The organism is Flavobacterium granuli (assembly GCF_031456055.1).
GTDB classification, from domain to species: domain Bacteria; phylum Bacteroidota; class Bacteroidia; order Flavobacteriales; family Flavobacteriaceae; genus Flavobacterium; species Flavobacterium granuli_A.
In genome coordinates, this window is record NZ_JAVDTX010000002.1 from 58,252 (window position 1) to 72,917 (window position 14,666).

Annotated in this window: 12 protein-coding genes; 9 read left to right on the forward strand and 3 right to left on the reverse strand. The window is 34.4% G+C overall.

Annotation, left to right across the window (positions count from 1 at the left end; genetic code table 11):
• Nucleotides 1-93: 93 nt before the first annotated feature.
• The gene (locus J2W95_RS04550; protein WP_310004390.1) at nt 94-1,794 is read left to right on the forward strand and encodes a putative transporter; all 1,701 of its coding nucleotides are present in this window, start codon (nt 94-96) and stop codon (nt 1,792-1,794) included.
• 65 nt (nt 1,795-1,859) lie between these two features.
• On the opposite strand, the gene J2W95_RS04555 is transcribed toward J2W95_RS04550, so the two are convergent.
• The gene (locus tag J2W95_RS04555; RefSeq protein ID WP_310004392.1) at nt 1,860-3,836 is read right to left on the reverse strand and encodes an alpha-ketoacid dehydrogenase subunit alpha/beta; all 1,977 of its coding nucleotides are present in this window, start codon (nt 3,834-3,836) and stop codon (nt 1,860-1,862) included.
• 178 nt (nt 3,837-4,014) lie between these two features.
• On the opposite strand from J2W95_RS04555, the gene J2W95_RS04560 reads away from it, so the two are divergent.
• The 6 genes from J2W95_RS04560 to J2W95_RS04585 all read left to right on the forward strand — a co-directional run bounded on the left by J2W95_RS04560 (nt 4,015) and on the right by J2W95_RS04585 (nt 9,078).
• Nucleotides 4,015-4,965: an isopenicillin N synthase family dioxygenase gene (locus tag J2W95_RS04560; protein ID WP_310004394.1), complete on the forward strand. Its 951-nt coding sequence runs from the start codon at nt 4,015-4,017 to the stop codon at nt 4,963-4,965.
• Between the two features lie 71 nt (nt 4,966-5,036).
• Complete coding sequence (locus J2W95_RS04565) at nt 5,037-5,366, forward strand: translation initiation factor (protein WP_310004396.1); 330 nt, start codon at nt 5,037-5,039, stop codon at nt 5,364-5,366.
• Between the two features lie 107 nt (nt 5,367-5,473).
• On the forward strand, nt 5,474-6,343 hold the full coding sequence (locus J2W95_RS04570) for a nucleoside phosphorylase (RefSeq protein WP_310004398.1): 870 nt from the start codon (nt 5,474-5,476) through the stop codon (nt 6,341-6,343).
• 3 nt (nt 6,344-6,346) lie between these two features.
• Nucleotides 6,347-6,817: a DUF4265 domain-containing protein gene (locus J2W95_RS04575; protein WP_310004400.1), complete on the forward strand. Its 471-nt coding sequence runs from the start codon at nt 6,347-6,349 to the stop codon at nt 6,815-6,817.
• A 77-nt stretch (nt 6,818-6,894) separates the two neighbouring features.
• Nucleotides 6,895-8,019 carry an SDR family oxidoreductase gene (locus J2W95_RS04580; RefSeq protein ID WP_310004402.1) on the forward strand — a complete coding sequence of 375 codons (1,125 nt, stop codon included), beginning with the start codon at nt 6,895-6,897 and terminating at the stop codon, nt 8,017-8,019.
• A 126-nt stretch (nt 8,020-8,145) separates the two neighbouring features.
• Complete coding sequence (locus J2W95_RS04585; protein ID WP_310004404.1) at nt 8,146-9,078, forward strand: transglutaminase-like domain-containing protein; 933 nt, start codon at nt 8,146-8,148, stop codon at nt 9,076-9,078.
• 67 nt (nt 9,079-9,145) lie between these two features.
• On the opposite strand, the gene ung is transcribed toward J2W95_RS04585, so the two are convergent.
• On the reverse strand, nt 9,146-9,817 hold the full coding sequence (gene ung / locus J2W95_RS04590) for a uracil-DNA glycosylase (RefSeq protein WP_310004406.1): 672 nt from the start codon (nt 9,815-9,817) through the stop codon (nt 9,146-9,148).
• Between the two features lie 180 nt (nt 9,818-9,997).
• On the opposite strand from ung, the gene J2W95_RS04595 reads away from it, so the two are divergent.
• Both J2W95_RS04595 and J2W95_RS04600 read left to right on the forward strand, forming a co-directional pair.
• Complete coding sequence (locus J2W95_RS04595) at nt 9,998-12,163, forward strand: endonuclease MutS2 (RefSeq protein ID WP_310004408.1); 2,166 nt, start codon at nt 9,998-10,000, stop codon at nt 12,161-12,163.
• A 53-nt stretch (nt 12,164-12,216) separates the two neighbouring features.
• Nucleotides 12,217-12,633 carry a thiol-disulfide oxidoreductase DCC family protein gene (locus J2W95_RS04600; RefSeq protein ID WP_310004410.1) on the forward strand — a complete coding sequence of 139 codons (417 nt, stop codon included), beginning with the start codon at nt 12,217-12,219 and terminating at the stop codon, nt 12,631-12,633.
• 336 nt (nt 12,634-12,969) lie between these two features.
• Here the strand turns inward: J2W95_RS04600 and ettA are convergent, their stop codons facing one another.
• Nucleotides 12,970-14,661, reverse strand: coding sequence for an energy-dependent translational throttle protein EttA (ettA, locus tag J2W95_RS04605; RefSeq protein WP_310004412.1), 1,692 nt, complete (start codon nt 14,659-14,661; stop codon nt 12,970-12,972).
• Between the last annotated feature and the right edge of the window lie 5 nt (nt 14,662-14,666).

The window sequence follows — 14,666 nt, forward strand, 5'->3', positions numbered from 1 at the left end:
GTGAAAAAACGAAATAAATCTGATTTTTGTCATATAAAATTACTAAAATTATTGATTCATTTACATCATTATTCACAGTTAAAATGTAGTATTATGTTTGAGTGGTTTAGAATATTGTTTACACCGACTGATGAACCAGAGATGACGCAGTCTTTGATTGTATTGTTTATGGCAATTAGTGTAGGTTTTTTTGCAGGAAAACTCAAAATCGGCAATGTTTCGCTTGGGGTATCCGCGGTAATGTTTGTAGGCCTCTTTTTAGGCCATTTGGGTTTTAGCATGAATGCGGAACTTATTCAATTCGTGAGAGAGTTTGGATTAATTCTGTTTGTTTATGGAATTGGGATCCAGGTTGGTCCCACTTTCTTTTCTTCATTCAAGAAAGAAGGCTTGATTTTTAATGCTTTAGGAGTAGGAACCGTCTTTTTGGGAGGTATTATTACTTGGTTACTTTACTTAGTGGCGAATGTTAAAATTGAAAATGCAGTTGGTTTAATGTCTGGATCGGTTACAAACACTCCAGGTTTGGGGGCAGCAAAGTCGACTTTGATAGAAATTCAAAAACAATTAAATCTTCCTTCAGATCACTTTTCAGATCCTGCCATCGCTTATGCTATCACTTACCCTATCGGAGTTTTTGGGATTATTATGATTATAATTTTAGCCAAAAACTTTTTAAAAATTGATTTGGCTAATGAAGTTGTTTTACTGAATAAAAAAAATAAAGATTCTGAAAACAAAATTGTCCGCCAAAAATGTAGAGTTACTCAACCTGAAGTTGTTGGAAAAACAATACGCCAAGTCTTCAAAGAATTTCACATTGAAGACGTAATTATTTCGAGACAAAAACAAAGTGGTACCAAGGTTGTTTTTTCTCCCTCATTGGATTCCACAATAAAAGAAAAAGACGTTTTGATGGTTGTTGCAAAGCAGAAAGATATCAATAAATTCATTGATATTCTTGGTAAAGTTTCTACAGATTTATTTATTGAATCGGAAGATGATATTACAACCAAAATTCTTAGCGTTACTAAAAAAACAGCCACACATAAAACTTTGGCACAATTGGATTTATATAACCAATTTGGATTAAAAGTTACCCGTGTAGTCCGTTCTGGATTAGAAATTTTGGCACAGCCTACATTGGAGCTTTATTATGGAGACACCTTAATGGTCGTAGGGAGTAAAGAAGCAATCGAAGAAGCTGAAAAAATAATCGGAAATTCCAAAAAAATACTTTTAGAGCCTGATTTTCTTTCACTTTTTGGAGGCTTGATTTTTGGGGTTATCATCGGTTCAATTCCGATAATGATTCCTTCCTTGCCAGTTCCTTTGAAATTAGGATTGGCTGCGGGACCACTATTGGCTGCTCTATTTATCAGTAGATATGGTGGTGTCGGAGTAATTCATTCCTATATCAATAATGGGGCAATTCATTTTATGAAAGACTTTGGAATTTGTTTATTCTTTGCAGCTGTGGGAATTAAAGCGGGACATGGTTTCTATGATAACTTTATTGCAAATAATGGATGGATGTGGATTTACTATGGCTGTTACATCACTTTTATACCATTGTTGTTACTGGTAATAATTAGTCGATTTGTATTCAAACTTAATTTTTATCAAATGGTTGGTATTATGAGCGGTTCCTATACCGATCCTGCCGCATTGGCTTTTAGTACCAAATATTTAGATTCTGACATCCCTAATCAATCGTATGCTACGGTTTATCCGTTAGTAACCATAAGTAGAATATTGGTGGCGCAGTTGCTGATTCTACTGTTTGCTAGTTGATTTTTATTTAATTTCATAAAAAAAGGATGTCTGTAATGACATCCTTTTTTATTTATTGTTTGGGATTAATACTCTAAAAGAGCTTTTAATTCGGTTTTGAATCGGCCTTTCGGCAAATATTGATCTTCTAACACTTTTGTGAAAGGAATTGGTGAATCCAAACTTGCCACACGTTTTACAGGAGCATCCAAGTATTCAAAACAATTTTCCATAATCAAAGCCGAAATATCACTGGCAACGCCACCAAACATAGAATCTTCTTGATAGATAATCACTTTTCCTGTTTTTTTAACCGAGGCGTAAATCGCTTCGGTGTCCAAAGGTTGAAGTGTTCTTAAATCCAATAGATCTGCTTTTATTTCAGGGTTTTTGTCCAAAGTTTCTAAAGCCCAATGTACTGCAGCTCCAAAAGAGATGATAGTAATATCATTTCCTTCTTTTAGCAAAGCGGCTTTCCCTAATGGAATGGTATAATAATCAGTTGGAACATCTTGCGATAAACTTCTGTACAATTGTTTGTGTTCAAAGAAAAGAACAGGATTTGGGTCATTGATTGAAGCATTCAGCAAACCTTTGACATCATAAGGAAAAGCTGGATAAACCACTTTTAAACCAGGAGTTTTGGTAAACCAGGCTTCATTGGTTTGGGAATGAAAAGGTCCTGCTTGAGTTCCACCTCCACAAGGCATTCGAACCACAACATCGGCTTTCTCCAACCAACGGTAATGAGATTTGGCCAATAAATTTACTATTGGATTAAATCCAGTGGATACAAAATCGGCAAATTGCATTTCTACAATCGCTTTATATCCATTAATAGATAATCCCATCGCTGTTGAAACTACTGCGCTTTCGCAAATGGGAGTATTTCGAACGCGATCTTTACCAAATTGCGCTACAAAGCCATCTGTTATTTTGAAAGCACCACCATATTCGGCTATATCTTGTCCCATGATAACCGATTTTTCATGTCGTTCCATCGATTGACGCAAACTGCAGGAAATAGCGTCTATAAAACGAATATTTTCTACTTCTGCATTCGGATGGAACTCTTCATGAATATAGGGTTGGTAAACATCATTTAATTCTCCTTCGTAAGTGGGAACTATCTCTGGTTCGGCATTGGCTATAGCCCAACTTTCGTCAATATCTTTTTTGATTTCGTGTTGTATTTCGTCATCATGTTCTTTGGTAAGAATACCGTTTTGGTACAAAAAGCTTCTGTAATTGTCTACAGGGTCTTTTGCGGCCCATAAATCCATTAATTCTTTGGGAACATATTTAGTGCCACTCGCCTCTTCATGCCCCCGCATTCTGAATGTTTTGAATTCCAATAAAATTGGACGTGGATTCTCAATCATCGATGCTTTTAATTCAGTTAATAAATTAAAAACTTCCAATATGTTATTTCCATCAACGATGTGACTTTCGATTCCGTAACCGATTCCTTTGTCGGCAAGGTTTTCGCAACGGTATTGTTCGTTGGTTGGAGTAGATAATCCGTATCCATTATTTTCAATTATAAAAAGAACCGGTAAATCCCAAACTGCAGCGATATTCAAGGCTTCATGAAAATCTCCTTCACTTGTTGCTCCTTCACCAGTAAAAACCGCTGTTACTTTTCCATTTTTCTGCAATTTATTAGCTAATGCTATTCCATCGGCAACACCCATTTGAGGCCCCAGATGCGAAATCATTCCGATAATTTTATAAAGTTGTGTTCCAAAGTGAAAACTTCGGTCTCTACCTTTTGTAAAACCATTGGCTTTGCCTTGCCATTGAGAAAATAAACGATGCAATGGAATATCTCTTCCTGTAAATACACCTAAGTTACGGTGCATGGGTAAAATGTATTCGTCGGTGTCCAAAACCGCTGTAATACCTACAGAAATGGCTTCTTGTCCTATTCCGGAAAACCATTTGGAGACTTTTCCTTGTCTAATAAGGATTAACATTTTTTCCTCAACCAATCTTGGTTTCAGAATTCTTTTATATAGATCTAATAAGGTTTCGTTAGATAGGTTTTTTTTATCAAAAATCATTTTAGTACTATTTGGTGAGTATCTCAAAGATAGAAAAATACAACAGTTTAATTTAAAATTGTTATATTATTTTAAAGCGTCAATATTTTTTAAAATAACTTATCTATTTTATTTTTTATCTTTGTGCCTTAGAAGTTTAAAACTTTAAAACTTCTAAAGTATTAAATACAGACATAATATGCAAAACATTCCTAGTGTTGACTTGCGTGATTTCCTTTCGGACGACCCGAAACGTAAACAAAAATTTGTAAATGAAATCGGTAGTGCATTCGAAGATATAGGCTTCGTAGCGCTCAAAGGGCATTTTTTAAACGATCAATTAGTTGATGAGTTGTATGGCGAAATTCGAAATTTCTTTTCGTTGCCATTAGAAACAAAACATAGCTATGAAATTCCTGGAATTGGCGGACAAAGAGGTTATGTTTCTTTTGGAAAAGAGCATGCCAAAGGTCGTAAAGAAGGAGATTTAAAAGAATTTTGGCATTTTGGACAGTATGTGGATGAAGATTCAAAATATGCTTCGGAATATCCAGAAAATGTTGAGGTAAAAGAATTACCACGTTTTAACGTTGTAGGTAAGGAAGCTTACCAAATGCTTGAAAAAACAGGTGTTTATGTATTGAGAGCTTTAGCATTACATCTTGGATTGGATGAATTCTATTTTGATGAATACGCCAAAGATGGGAATTCAATCCTAAGACCTATCCACTACCCTCCTATTACATCAGAGCCTGAGAATGCCATTAGGGCTGCTGCACATGGTGACATCAACCTGATTACACTATTGATGGGAGCTCAAGGTAAAGGACTGCAGGTTCAAAATCATAACGGTGACTGGATTGATGCTGTTGCTGAGCCAGATGAATTGGTAATAAACGTTGGTGATATGTTATCGCGTCATACTAATAACAAACTGAAATCGACGATTCATCAAGTGGTGAATCCACCAAGAGAATTATGGGGAACTTCCCGTTATTCTATTCCGTTTTTTATGCACCCAGTGAGTGATATGAAATTAGATTGTTTAGAGAACTGCATCGATGCAGAAAACCCTAAGAAATTTGAGGATATTACAGCGGGAGACTATTTATACGAACGCCTAGTTGATTTAGGTTTAATCAAAAAATAAATTCCTAATTCCTAATTCCAATGGCATACTTTTTGGAATTAGGAATTTTAGCTTTTATAATTAAAAAAAAAATGGATTTACAAGATCAATTAAAAAATCTTTTTCCAGACCACGAAATTACTCCTGAGGAGGTAGTTGAAAAGGAAGCGCATGAATTATATGTTCAAAAAGAACCTATGATTTGCAAATTCGAAAAAAGAAAAGGAAAAGCGACAACAATAATCGAAGGTTATGAAGGAACGGACGAGGATTTTAAAATTCTGGCCAAAGAAATCAAAACCAAACTGAGTGTTGGAGGAAGTTTTAAAGAGGATTCCATTATTATTCAGGGTGATTACCGCGACAAAATAATGGCAATTTTAAAAGAAAAAGGATTTAAGGTAAAGCGCGTTGGTGGATAAGGCTTTAACCTTTGAAGGAAGCCCCAAAATTTGATAACAAAATATATAAACTTAACCTATTTTACCTCTAATAGAATTTTTCCCTTTTGGGGCTAGAGGACCTAATTATGATTCAACAATCCGAATTGATACTCAATCCTGACGGGAGTGTGTATCATCTTAATTTGAAACCCGAAGATATTGCTCAAGATATTATTTTTGTGGGCGACCAAGATCGAGTGGCAAAAATTACCAAACATTTTGATTCTATTGAATTTTCTACCCAAAAAAGAGAATTCAAAACTCAAACAGGAATATACAAGGGTAAACGCTTAACGGTAATGTCTACCGGAATTGGTCCAGATAATATTGATATTGTCATCAATGAATTGGATGCGCTTGTCAATATTGATTTGGAAACCAGAAAACCAAAAGAAAAACTCACCTCATTAAACATTATCCGAATAGGGACTTCAGGGTCTTTGCACGCCGATATTCCTGTGGATAGTTTTGTGATGGCTCGTTTTGGTTTGGGGCTTGACAATATGCTTCGCTCCTATTTGGTCGAAACTGTTTCAAATATTGAAATAGAAAACGCATTTATTAAGCACACTAATTGGGATTTTGTAAAAGGAAGGCCAATTGTTGTTCCTAGTTCTTTGGCTTTGGAAAAAAGAATGGACAGTAATAAAATGCATAAAGGAATTACTGCAACCGCCGGAGGTTTTTATGGACCTCAAGGACGTGTTTTGCGTTTGGATATTCAAGACTCAACATTAAATTCCAAAATGGATAATTTCCTTTTCGAAGGAAATAGAATTACCAACCTCGAAATGGAAACCTCTGCTATTTATGGACTTTCGGCTCTCTTGGGGCATCAAGCATTATCTTTAAATGCCATTATTGCTAATCGTGCCAACGGAACTTTTAGTGCTGATCCATACAAAGCGGTTGATGAATTGATTGAATATACGCTTGAGAAATTGGCAGAAAAATAAAAGATGGCAGAAACTCATGCAAAAATTTTATTCCGATATCATAGTGACGTTTTAGATGAAGAAGTGGTTGAAACTATGTGGTCGGAAATAATTGATTTAGAAAAAGGAATTTATAAATTAGATAGCATTCCATTTTATGGACCTCTTATCGCGACAGATGATATTTTCTACGCTAAATATGATGAAAATGATGAGGCTGTTGTTTATAAAGAAACAATTTCAATTTCAGGAAACTCAATAATTCAGGTTGTAATTTTAAAAGATGATTATGATAAGGAAATCATTAGAGAAAAACTCAAATTAATGGATTGCTTGTCTGAAGGATTAAATGAAAAGTATTTTGTTGTAGAAATAAAGAAAGATGTCAATTATTCTGTAGTGAAATTTTTTTTAAATGAATATTTTGAATCAGAAATATTAGATTTTGCTGAACCATGTTTGTCTAAGAAACACAATGATGATTTATTAAAATAAGTCTATTTTTGAGTACTTATTTTAAACTTCCTGATTCCTTTTTTTAAAAGTATCTTTGCATTTCGAAAAATGAACCAATGAAAATATTACTTACTGGAGCAACTGGAGTTTTGGGATCGCATATTATGTATGATATTCTGGAGCTTTTTATCAAACAAAATAATAACGGAAAATTATTTATTATTGCCAGAAATAAAGGAAAAGTTAGCGCTTTAGATCGTGTTAATGAACTTTTGACTAGTGATTACACCCCACAAATTTTACGAGAAAGTGGTTTGAAAAAACTGCATCAATATATCGAAATTATAGATTCGGATTTGGCGAATCTTCAAGATACTTTTTCAGAAAAAATAAAAGGAGCATACTTTATCCACTCCGCAGGTTATGTCAATCTGTCTACGGATGAGAATTTAAAAGAGAAAATTTTTGATGAAAATGCCAAAATTACCAAATCGCTTTTCAAAACTTTTCATCCTTTTATAAAGAAATTCATTTACATAGGAACTGCGTTTTCATCAGGAATTCGTGGTGGACTGATTGATAATGATTTTCATAATCTGGATTTTACACCAGAGCATCGCAATGCGTATGAGGATGCCAAATTTCATTCAGAGAATTTCATTGCAAAAGAATGTAAACGATTGGGATTGCCTTTTCAAATTCTGAGACCAAGTGTTATTGGAGGCAAAATGCTAGGAACCGAAAGCCCATATTTCATTCCAAAATACATGGTTTTTTATCTTTTGGCGAAATTCTTCCACTTTACCTCTCAGCGAAAAGGCGAGCAAGAAAATGTTCGTTTTATTATCAATGAAGAAACGGGTTTGAATATTATTCCGGTCGATTATGTGTCCAAAGTGATTGTAAATACTTTCGAACGTGATGATATTGAACAGCTGAACATCGTAAATGACAAAAGCTTCAATATTGTGAAAGGCTTGCAGTTGATTATGAAAGAAGTGGGTTATACCAATTTTACTTTAATCAAAAATCCGCTTGATTTCAAATACAAAAACACTATCGAAAAGCTTTATTACGAAAGCATTGGTAAGCATTTAAAGCCTTATTTTATTACCAATCCAAACGAGTACGACACCACTTTGCTGAATTCAATTCTCGAAATCCCAAAATTAGACAATGAAGCGTTTACCAATATGATTCGTTATGCTATTTTGAATGATTTTAAGGATATTAATGTGTAAGTAAGTTGCTGAGATAGTAAGTTTCTAAGTTACTAAGGCTCTTAGAAACTTAGAAACTTACTATCTCAGTATCTTAAAAAAAACTACTTTTACAAAAAGCAATTTAAGCCCCAGCTTTTGGGTATTATGATACAACTTAATAAAGAGAATTTTTATCAAATAAGATCCAAGTTTCAGTTGAAAAAACCTTGGGATCGTTTTGTTATCTTTTTTTTAAGCATCTTCATTACAATTCCTTTATTTATAGTACTTCATCAAAATTTAATAGATCCTATATGGTATCTTAGTTTAGATAGAATATTGCTTTTTATTATCGTTTTTGTCATTGTCTATGGAGTTTTGTATGCATTGAGGACGATAATGATAATTTGTTTGGCATTGTATATTTTAGTACTTATTTATGGCAGTTTATTCGGCAGTTTTACTTTTAATTCCGTTTTCGAGGACTACAATTCGATGATGTATTCAATGAACAATAATCCTTTTCCTCAGGATATTATTGTTGCCAAATTGTTGCCGTTTCCCAATAAGAATGAGATTTTAAGAGCAATTGAATACGAGAGTCCAAAAGTGAGAAACTTTGCCATAATGGCAACGACCAAGCATTTTAAGCAAATTCGAGGCTATTCTGATTACAGGAATTTAATTCAGTGTTTCGCTGTTTTCAAAGAAATAAATAGCCGTTGGAACTATGTAAACGACCCAAAAAATGGTGATTACATCGCTACGGCTCACGAATCGTTGCTTTATTTTTCGGGAGATTGTGACGACCATTCCATTTTGATGTCCGCTTGTATACGCTCCATCGGAGGCACACCTAGATTGATTCATACTAAAGGTCATATCTATCCAGAAATTTTAATCGGAAATAAAAGTGATCTTGAAAAAGTTAACTTTCTGATCAAAAACATATTATTTCCAGAAGAAAGCCATCGAAAACAGCTCAATTATCATATCGATGAGCGTGGTCAGGTATGGTTAAACCTCGATTATACAGCAAAATATCCAGGAGGTCCCTTCTTGTCCGAAGAAATATTAGGAGCCTTGACATTGGAGTAAATAAAAATGACCTGGGAGCGCCACCATAAAGGAACGGCAAATCAAGATATTTTATTTTTAATTGAAATTACAACCAATTAATCTTTTCTAAGCCCTTTTGTTCCAAATACAAATTCGCCTGACTAAAATGTTTATTTCCAAACCATTTCCCCTGGTTAGCACTCATAGGCGAAGGATGCCCTGATTCCAAAACGAAATGCTTTTCCCGATTTATTTTTGCCCCTTTTTTTTGCGCAAAGCTTCCCCATAACATAAAAACTACATTCTCTTTCTCTTCTGATATTTTTTGAATAACAGCGTCAGTAAAAATATTCCATTTGAGGTGTTTGTGGCTGTTTGGATTGTCTTTTCTCACGCTTAACGATGCGTTGAGTAATAAAACGCCTTGTTTTGCCCAAGATTCCAAATTTCCGGAATTTGGCATAAAAATAGAATCCAAATCGGTTGTTAATTCCCTAAAAATATTCCGCAGCGAAGGCGGAATTCGTACCGAATCATTCACCGAAAAAGACAAACCATTGGCTTCATCATCACCATGATACGGATCTTGGCCGATAATGACCACTTTTATATTTGCAAAAGAACAATTATTGAAAGCCGAAAAAATCAACTCTTTTGGAGGAAAACAAACCGAATTTTGATATTCTTGGTCAACAGTATCCATCAATTCATGAAAATAAGGTTTCTCTATTTCGTCTGATAAAATAGTTTGCCAAGAAGGATTTAAGTTGAGGTTCATATTCAAAAGTTATTTCGCAAAGATACATGAAGATTTTAAAGAGATTTACAAAATGATTAAAACTAAAAACAATAAATGAAATCAAATCTTCTTGATTTTATCTCCTGTAATCTCTGCAAAATAAGGTTATGTTTCTTTCTTAAATAACCTTATTTTTGTAAAGTAAAATCAAATTATTAAATGATCTCCATTACCGAAAAAACGTTACAAGATTTACAATTTCCTACGGTTCTCGAAACGATTTCCGAAATTTGTAATACCGACATAGGGAAACAAAAAGCCTTGGAAATAACTCCTTTTAGAGATAAAGAAACTTTGATGAGTGCATTATTGCAGACCTCGGAGTATGTTTCCTCTTTCCAAAATAACAATGCTATACCAAATCACGGCTTTGATGCTATTACATACGAAATAAAATTTCTGGCAATCGAAGACAGTTTTCTGGAAGTGGGTGGTTTTAGAAAGATTGCTACAATTTCAGAAACGACGAATGTTCTTTTGACGTTTTTAAATAAATTCAATGATTATTACCCGAATCTTTGTGCCAAAGGTTCCGGAATTCAACTTACCAAAGAAATTATCACGCTTGTCGATGCTGTGGTGGATAAATACGGAGAGATAAAAGACAATGCCTCTCCCAGACTTTTAGAAATACGCCGTGAAATGAATTTGGTTCGTGGAAAATTGAATCAGAGTTTTGGTTCAGCATTAACTCAGTATAACAGCTTGGGTTATCTGGATGATATCAAAGAGAGTTTTGTGCAAAATCGTCGTGTTTTGGCCGTCTTGGCGATGTACAGACGAAAAGTGAAAGGTTCCATCCTTGGAAGTTCCAAAACTGGAAGTATTGCTTATATAGAACCCGAAAATACGCTTAAATATTCTCGCGAACTAAATAATTTGGAATATGAGGAAAAAGAAGAAATCACAAGAATTCTAAAACAACTATCGAATGCGGTTCGTCCGTTTTTGCCTCTGCTGATTCAGTATCAGGATTTCTTGAGTGATATTGATGTGATTGCAGCCAAAGCAAAGTATGCCAATAGAATCAACGGAATTTTGCCGACTATTACCGAAGAGCGCCGACTTTATTTCAGGGATGCCTACCATCCTATTTTGTATTTAAATAACAAACAAAAAAAGGAAGTTACACACCCACAAACAATTGAATTAAGTCAAGAAAACAGAATAATTGTTATTTCTGGACCTAATGCTGGAGGTAAAACTATCTCGATGAAAACCGTTGGTTTATTACAGTTGATGCTGCAGTCGGGTATGTTGATTCCTGTTCATGAACGTAGTGAAACGTTTTTATTTGATAGGATACTTACAGATATTGGAGATAACCAATCTATTGAAAATCATCTAAGTACTTATAGTTACCGTTTGAAAAACATGAACTACTTTTTGAAAAAGTGCAATAAGAAAACCATGTTTTTGATAGATGAATTTGGTACAGGTTCAGATCCTGAATTAGGAGGAGCATTGGCGGAAATCTTTTTGGAAGAGTTCTATCATCGTGAAGCATTCGGATTAATCACTACGCATTATTCGAATCTAAAAATTCTAGCTAATGAATTACCTTTTGCTACCAATGCCAACATGTTATTTGATGAAAAATCATTAGAACCGATGTATAAATTGGTCTTGGGACAAGCGGGAAGCTCTTTTACTTTTGAAGTGGCCTTGAAAAATGGAATCCCTTTTAGCTTAATTAATCGTGCCAAAAAGAAAATTGAGATAGGAAAAGTTCGTTTTGACAAAACGATAGCCAATTTACAAAAGGAACGCTCGAAATTAGAAAAAACGTCCACAAACCTCAAAGAGGAAGAAACTCGAGCTCGTGAAGAGAGTAAAAAAATGGAAAATATCAATGTCAAAATCAAGCAAAAACTGGAAAGCTATCAAGAATTGTACGATAGTAATCAAAAGACGATTTACATTGGTCAAAAAATAGAGGATATCGCCGAGAAATATTTCAATAATAAAAATAAAAAAGACCTGATTGGAGAGTTTTTGAAAATCATTGAAATTGAAAACTCCAAACGCAAAAAAGCTACTCCAAAAGAGGCTAAAGCGATAATCCAGAAGAAAAAAGAAATTATCGAGGAAGTTACCGTTGTTGTGGAAGAAATCCGCAAGGAAAAGAAAGAAAAGAAATTAAAACCTGTAATCGAAAAGCCAAAACCTATTCTAAAAGTTGGAGATAGAGTACGAATGCTGGATGGTAAATCAGTGGGAAGTATCGATAAGATTGAGAAAAACAAAGCGGTTGTTAATTATGGATTGTTTACTTCGAAAGTTAGTTTGGATGATTTGGAGTTTGTAGAAGCAGGTAAAAAATAGTATTCAATTAAAAGTTTTAGTATTCAGTTTCAAAGTAGCATAAAATAAGAATAATGCAAAACCTCCCTCTCGATAAAAAAATAATTCTCTTTGATGGTGTTTGTAATCTTTGCAATTCAGCAGTGCAATTTGTAATTGAACATGATAAGAATGATGTGTTTCGATTCGTGGCATTACAATCGGAATTAGGGCAAGAAATTTTAAATCACATCGGAATCAATTCTGTAAATATTGATAGCATTGTTTTGTATGAACCGGGAGTTGCTTACTATTACAAATCCTCGGCAGCTATTCAAATTTCAGAAAATCTTGATGGATTTTGGCATTTTGGGACTTTTTTTAAAATTATCCCAGCCGGAATCAGAAACCTATTATACGACTACATTGCAAAAAACAGATATAGATGGTATGGTAAAAAAGAAAGCTGTATGGTACCAACTCCAGAGTTAAAAATGAAATTTTTAGAATAATTCGATTATATGATAAATGTCATTTCTTTTCACATATTGATGCCTTAATTTTGACACATCATAATATTTGTTTTTTACAAGAGGTTCATCACTCTATTCATAGTAAAATGATGCGGTCAGTATAGTAGTTGTTTTCGTATTTGTAATAATTGGTTTAAAAAGGAACTATGACATGATGATGGATTTTTGTAAAAAAAATGATTAGTTTTTTTATCTAAAATGAAAAAGGGTGCTTTTCTGTGAGCACCCTTTTTTTTGTTCAGTTCTAAAATAAAGATATACAAAAAAGCCTCAAATTGTAATGAAATTTGAGGCTTTCCAGTTATAAAAAAAATATTATCTAATCAATTTTCTGTATTTCAATCGTTTTGGAGTTAAATCACCACCTAAACGTTTCTTTTTGTTTTCTTCGTATTCGGTAAAACCTCCTTCGAAATAATATACTTCAGAATCTCCTTCGAAAGCTAGAATATGCGTACAGATTCTATCCAAGAACCATCTGTCGTGCGAAATCACTACGGCACAACCTGCAAAATTCTCTAAACCTTCCTCTAATGCTCGAAGTGTGTTCACGTCCAAATCATTCGTTGGCTCATCCAGTAAAAGAACGTTTCCTTCTTCTTTCAATGTCATTGCTAAGTGTAAACGGTTACGTTCTCCACCCGAAAGCATAGATACTTTCTTGTTTTGCTCACCACCACCAAAATTAAAACGTGATAAATAAGCTCTTGAATTAACTTGTTTTCCACCCATCATGATCAATTCCTGACCATCGGCAAAATTTTCCCAAATGGATTTATTTGGGTCGATATTGGAGTGCGCCTGATCTACGTAAGCAATTTTTACGGTTTCACCAACTGAAAATTCTCCGCTGTCTGTAGCTTGCTCTCCCATAATCATTTTGAAAATGGTTGATTTACCAGCACCGTTTGGTCCGATAATTCCAACAATTCCAGCTTGTGGTAAAGTAAAATTTAAATTGTCATACAATAATTTGTCTCCAAAAGCTTTGGCTACATTTTTTGCTTCAATAACATTGGTTCCTAAACGAGGACCATTCGGAATATAGATTTCCAGATTTTCATCCAGTTGTTTTTGATCTTCGTTTAATAATTTATCGTAGTTCTGTAAGCGTGCTTTTTGTTTGGTTTGACGGCCTTTCGCACCTTGACGAACCCAGTCCAACTCGCGTTCTAAGTTTTTACGACGTTTAGAAGCTACTTTTTCTTCTAATGCCATTCTGCTTGATTTTTGATCCAACCAAGAAGAGTAATTTCCTTTCCAAGGAATACCTTCTCCTCTATCCAATTCCAAAATCCAACCCGCAACATTATCAAGGAAATATCTATCGTGTGTTACAGCAATTACTGTTCCTGCATACTGTGCCAAATGTTGTTCTAGCCAAAGTACCGATTCAGCATCCAAGTGGTTGGTAGGCTCATCAAGTAATAATACATCAGGTTGTTGCAATAACAAACGACATAAAGCTACACGACGGCGCTCACCTCCCGAAAGGTTTTTTATAGGTGTATCACCATCTGGTGTGCGCAAAGCATCCATTGCAATTTCTAATTTGGTATCGATTTCCCAAGCCCCAAGAGCGTCAATTTTGTCTTGTAACGCAGCTTGACGATCCATTAATTTGTCCATTTTATCTGGATCAGAATAGTTTTCTTCAAGACCAAATAAATCATTGATTTGGTTGTATTCTGCCAAAACGGCCATCGTTTCTGCTGCACCTTCTTGAACAATTTCTAAAACCGTTTTAGAATCATCCAAAATTGGTTCCTGCTCTAAATAACCAACAGTGTAACCTGGTTGAAAAACAACATCTCCTTGGTAGTTCTTGTCAACTCCTGCAATAATTTTCAAAAGTGAAGATTTTCCAGAACCATTTAGACCTAGAATACCGATTTTAGCTCCGTAAAAGAAACTCAAATAAATGTTTTTAAGAACGGGTTTGTCTGCTCCTTGATAGGTTTTACTCAATTTTTGCATTGAGAAAATTACTTTTTTATCGTCTGACATATTTA